General features: G+C 69.8%; 7 protein-coding genes. 6 read left to right on the top strand and 1 reads right to left on the bottom strand.

Going from position 1 to position 4,528, the window contains the following annotated elements; all coding sequences use genetic code 11:
- Positions 1-158 precede the first annotated feature (158 nt).
- Both ACFV04_RS08310 and ACFV04_RS08305 read left to right on the top strand, forming a co-directional pair.
- Positions 159-350: a DUF397 domain-containing protein gene (locus ACFV04_RS08310; protein WP_380527665.1), complete on the top strand. Its 192-nt coding sequence runs from the start codon at positions 159-161 to the stop codon at positions 348-350.
- 37 nt (positions 351-387) lie between these two features.
- Positions 388-579, top strand: a complete 192-nt coding sequence (locus tag ACFV04_RS08305) for a DUF397 domain-containing protein (RefSeq protein WP_380527663.1) — start codon at positions 388-390, stop codon at positions 577-579.
- Between the two features lie 49 nt (positions 580-628).
- Here the strand turns inward: ACFV04_RS08305 and ACFV04_RS08300 are convergent, their stop codons facing one another.
- On the bottom strand, positions 629-1,168 hold the full coding sequence (locus ACFV04_RS08300; RefSeq protein WP_380527662.1) for a DUF6879 family protein: 540 nt from the start codon (positions 1,166-1,168) through the stop codon (positions 629-631).
- A 196-nt stretch (positions 1,169-1,364) separates the two neighbouring features.
- On the opposite strand from ACFV04_RS08300, the gene ACFV04_RS08295 reads away from it, so the two are divergent.
- From ACFV04_RS08295 to ACFV04_RS08280, 4 genes are all read left to right on the top strand, one after another.
- Entirely contained in the window at positions 1,365-2,117 is a 753-nt protein-coding gene (locus ACFV04_RS08295) for a DUF6879 family protein (protein WP_380527660.1), read from the top strand.
- The gene (locus ACFV04_RS08290) at positions 2,114-2,956 is read left to right on the top strand and encodes a helix-turn-helix domain-containing protein (protein ID WP_380527658.1); all 843 of its coding nucleotides are present in this window, start codon (positions 2,114-2,116) and stop codon (positions 2,954-2,956) included. Before ACFV04_RS08295 ends, ACFV04_RS08290 begins: the two co-directional genes overlap by 4 nt.
- Positions 2,957-3,084: 128 nt before the next feature.
- On the top strand, positions 3,085-3,243 hold the full coding sequence (locus ACFV04_RS08285) for a hypothetical protein (protein WP_380527656.1): 159 nt from the start codon (positions 3,085-3,087) through the stop codon (positions 3,241-3,243).
- Between the two features lie 3 nt (positions 3,244-3,246).
- Entirely contained in the window at positions 3,247-4,419 is a 1,173-nt protein-coding gene (locus ACFV04_RS08280; protein WP_380527654.1) for a methyltransferase domain-containing protein, read from the top strand.
- The last annotated feature ends 109 nt before the right edge of the window (positions 4,420-4,528 follow it).

Genomic DNA, 4,528 nt, shown 5'->3' with positions numbered 1-4,528 from the left:
GACCACCACGCCTGAACCCCGGCGGCCCCTCGCGCCCACTTCGCGCGAGGGGCCGCACGATCAGCCTTGCCTTGCCCACTGACGAGGCTGCTCCCCTCCCGCCCCAGCAGGTTGGCGAACGTCTCACAGCAGCTCGGCTCCCCACTGAAAGGCCCACGATGACCGACACCGAGTGGCAGAAGTCCTCCTTCAGCGGCAACGCCGAGAACTGTGTCGAGGTCCGTTCTGCGGATGGAGCAGTCGACATCCGCGAGTCCGACGAGGGCCACATCACCCTCCGCACCACCCCCGCCGCCCTCGCCGACCTCCTCCAGGGCATCAAAGCCGGCGAATTCGACCACTACGTCTAACGCGCGTGCCACCTGCACCCAACCCCCGGGGGGCATCATGCCTAACATCCAGTGGCAGAAGTCGAGCTACAGCGCAGCAAACAACGAGTGCGTGGAGGTACGCGCCGTCGACGGCGCGGTCGAACTCCGCGAGTCCGACGACGGCCACGTCATCCTCCGCACCACCCCCGCCGCCCTCGCCGACCTCCTCCAGGGCGTCAAGGCCGGCGACTTCGACCACCACGCCTGAACCCCGGCGGCCCCTCGCGCCCACTTCGCGCGAGGGGCCGCGCACCCACTCACGTGCCGGAAGGCACCTGAGCCCGGAACTCCTCGTAGCACGTTGCGTAGTGCCAGGCGGCATCGCGGACCTGACAGGCTCGCAGGACTTCCAACGGCTCGGTGACCAGCTCCATGCCCACGGTGCGCTCTCCCTCGAAGTGGAACCGCGCGACCGTACGCGAGTCGAAGAGCCAGAAGTCCGAGAGCCCGGCCAGCCCGGCCGCATCGGCGTCCGACCGCCACATGCACCGGATGTCCTCGCCTGCCGCAACGTTGGTCCGGGCGCACGCCAGCAGGTACCGCTGCCCCTCGGTCGGCGGGTCGTCCACCAGACGGACCCGCTCGAACCTCTTGCCCTTGCTGACCATGCGGCGCACGTTCTCGAACCAGGGATGCCCGACCTCGCCCGCCGTGTCGCCCGTCCTCAGGAATTCCGCGTACGAGGGCATCTGCTTGTCGGAGAGGTACCCGGTCCTGGTCTCCAACCGCCAGGCGGTTTGCTCGAAGCCGTCGTTGATGAACTCGGTGATCCTCTGCTGGGGTACGAACTCGGGCACGGGCGCTTCCTCCTTCGCCACGACCCTCACGACCGGCTCGCGAGGCACTGCAACGCAGCAGCCATCAAACCAGTGTTGTAACCGGCCAACTACAGCAAGTTTCAATCCTTGCGCGAATATTCGAGAATCACCGCTCCCCGCATGACAGTTCCAGGGCATCCTGATCCCCGCCCGACCGACTTCGAGGGGAGCGGCTGTGAGCCGACGACTGCGGTACATCGGAAGCAACTCGGACGACAACAACTGCCCTACGCTCTATGAAGACACGGAGACCGGAGAGATGGTGGTGCAGGGCGATCTCGTGACCGATCCCGACGAGATCGCCCAGTTCCGCAGCGTGAAGCCGGGCGAGGGGTTCGTGACCGTGCCGCGCACCCTGCTCGCCGACTTCGCGCCTCGCGATGTGAATCGCGAACCCAAACTGATCGACCTCGACGAGTTCGAGAATCTCTTCGAGACCTTCCAGTACACGACCTACCGGCTGGAGACCCGCCGCCGCTACCGCTCCGACGAAGTGTCGGAGACGTACCGCCAGTTCACGGCCGGGCTGGTTCCCGATTGGGACCTGGAGAGCCCCTGGTGCCGCTCCCGGCGCGAGCAGTCGGCCCTCGGCAAGCGGTTCGAGCGCGTGCGGATCATGGACAATCCGCCCACGGTTGGGCAGCGCTACCTGCTCAACAACTCCGAGCGGAACGGCATGGTCGGGGAGGACATCCGCTACCTCTGGCGTGCCGACGCCGACCGACTGGGCCTCCCGGCCGAGGACGCCTGGCTGTTCGACTCGCGATTCATCGCCCTGCTGCACTTCGACGCCGACGACAACCTGACCCACGTCGAGCTGATCACCGACCCGGTGCGGGTCGCCCGCGCCTGCCAGGAGCGCGACGCCGCCTGGCACTTCGCCATCCCGCACCACGAGTTCCGGGCTCAGGTACCGTCCGACGTGTGAGCACCGACTTCCAGCACGCCAGAATCGCCCTCGGTCAGCGGCTCCGTGAGCTGCGGGCCGAGGGCGGTCTCACAGGTCGGCAACTGGCCGACCGGCTCGGCTGGACGCAGTCGAAGGTCAGCAAGCTGGAGACCGGCCGCCAGACGGCCACCCACGACGACCTCACCGCATGGGCCCAAGGCGTCGAGCAGCCCCAGGTGGCTGCCGAGTTGGCGGCCAGACTCCGGGCGTTCGAATCAGGGACCCGCTCCTGGCGGAGGCAGTTGGCCGCCGGCCACAGGCCCGTACAGGACACGGTGACCGCCGAACACGAGCGATCGACTGTCAAGCGCGCGTGGCAGAACTCCGTGGTCGTCGGCATCTTCCAGACGGCCGAATACGCTCGCCATGTCTTCAATGCGAACGCCGACCTCCACCAGTCGCCACGCGACGTCGAGGATGCCGTACGTGCCCGCATACGGAGGCAGGAACTCCTCTATCGGCCGGGCAAGAAGTACCACATCGTCATGTGGGAAGCAGCCCTGCGCGCACAGCTCTGCCCGCCGGCCGTCATGGCCGCGCAGCTCGACCGGCTCAGCGGTGTGATCGGGCTGGACACCGTCTCTGTGGGCATCGTGCCGTTCGAAGCACCGCTGAAGCTGGCTCCCGCCAACGGCTTCTGGATCCACGACGAGCGACTGGTCATCGTCGAGGACTGGCACGCCGAGCTCTGGCTCGACCAGCCCGAGAACGTGTCCCTCTACCTGCGCGTCTGGGAGACCTTGGCCGCCTCCGCCGTCTACGGCGCGGACGCCCACAAGGTGATCACCCGCTGTCGCCGGGCGCTCGGCGCCCTCTGAAGAATCCTCGCGAACCCCGCCGGCCCGCGTCCGGAATATTCGAGAATCGCCCACCGTCCCGCCCGCTCCGCCGCCCTACCGTACTTCTCAACGGCGGTATTCGACACCGCCGTTGAAAGGGGAATCACATGCCCGTGTTCGACAACGGCAAGCACGGCGGCGGGTCCGGCTCCGGCAGCGGCGGCGGCCGGCAGGACGACAGTAGCAGCGGCAACAAGCACGGTGGCGGCGGCAGCGACGAGGGTGGCAACACCTCGGACGGCAGCGGCCCGGCGTCGGGCGACTGACGCGTGATCGAGCAGCAGGATGCGGAGGCCGGCCGGGCCCGGTTGGCCTCCGCGCTGATCGCGAACGGGTCGCTCACCTCGGACTGGCTCTCCACCTACGACGCCGTCCCCCGTCACTGGTTCGTCCCCGCCCTCGTCTGGCCCGGCAACGGCGACGGTGTCCGCCAGGGCGACGCGGTGAACAGGCACGCCGATCCGGCCGACTGGTGGCGTGCCGTCTACTCCGACGTCCCGCTCACCACGCAGTGGGACGACGGCGACCACACCGGGGAGGGCCGTGGCACCACCCCCACGTCCTCCAACTCCATGCCGACCATGGTGTTCTCGATGCTCGCCGCCCTGGACGCCGAGCCCGGTGACCGGGTGCTGGAGATCGGCACCGGCACAGGCTGGAACGCCGCGCTGCTCTCCCACCGCCTCGGCTCCGGCAACGTCGTGTCGGTCGAGGTGGACGGGGACAACGCCGCCGAGGCACAGCTCCGGCTGAAACGCGCCCGGTACTCGCCGACGCTCGTGGTCGGCGACGGAGCGGTCGGGCACCCGCCCCGCGCACCGTACGACCGGGTGATCGCCACGTGCTCGGTCGGCCGCATCCCGTCCGCCTGGATCAAGCAGACCCGCCCCGGCGGGCTGATCGTCGCCCCCTGGGGGCCCGAGTACGGCGGGGAGGCGGTCGTCCGGCTCACCGTCGGCGACGACGGCACGGCGAGCGGCCGGTTCGTCGGATCATCCGCCTTCATGCGACTGCGCCAACAGCGCGCGGCCCGCCCCGGCAGCCTGAATTACCTGTCCGGGCCGTGGCCGGCGGACGGCACCGCCTCGGTGACGGACCTCTCTCCGGAGGACGTCGGCGACTGGGCGGCCATGTTCGCCATCGGGGCGCAGGTGCCCGGGGCCTTCCCGCTCGTCGAGCGCTACGGCGACGGCTCCTACACCCTCTGGCTGCACGACACGGCCGTGACGTCCTGGGCCACCGTCGACTGGGAGCCCGGCCGCACCGCGTACGAGGTCGTGCAGTCCGGCCCCCGCAGCCTCTGGGACGAGGTGCGGTCCGCCTGGCGCTGGTGGGACGACCGGGGCCGCCCCGGCTTCGAGCGCTTCGGTCTCACCGTCACGCCCGACGGCGGGACGGTGTGGCTGGACTCCCCGGACAACCCGGTGCCCTGCCGGGGTTGAAGTCACCAACCGGAGTGGGGAGTGGGCCCCCCCCCCAAGCCCCACCCCCGCCCCCACCCCCACCCCCCCCCCCCCCCCCCCCCCCCCCCCCCCCCCCCCCCCCCCCCCC

Origin of the sequence: Kitasatospora sp. NPDC059599 (assembly GCF_042735125.1) — a bacterium.
GTDB lineage: Bacteria > Actinomycetota > Actinomycetes > Streptomycetales > Streptomycetaceae > Kitasatospora.
This window is presented reverse-complemented; position numbering and strand designations above follow the sequence as displayed.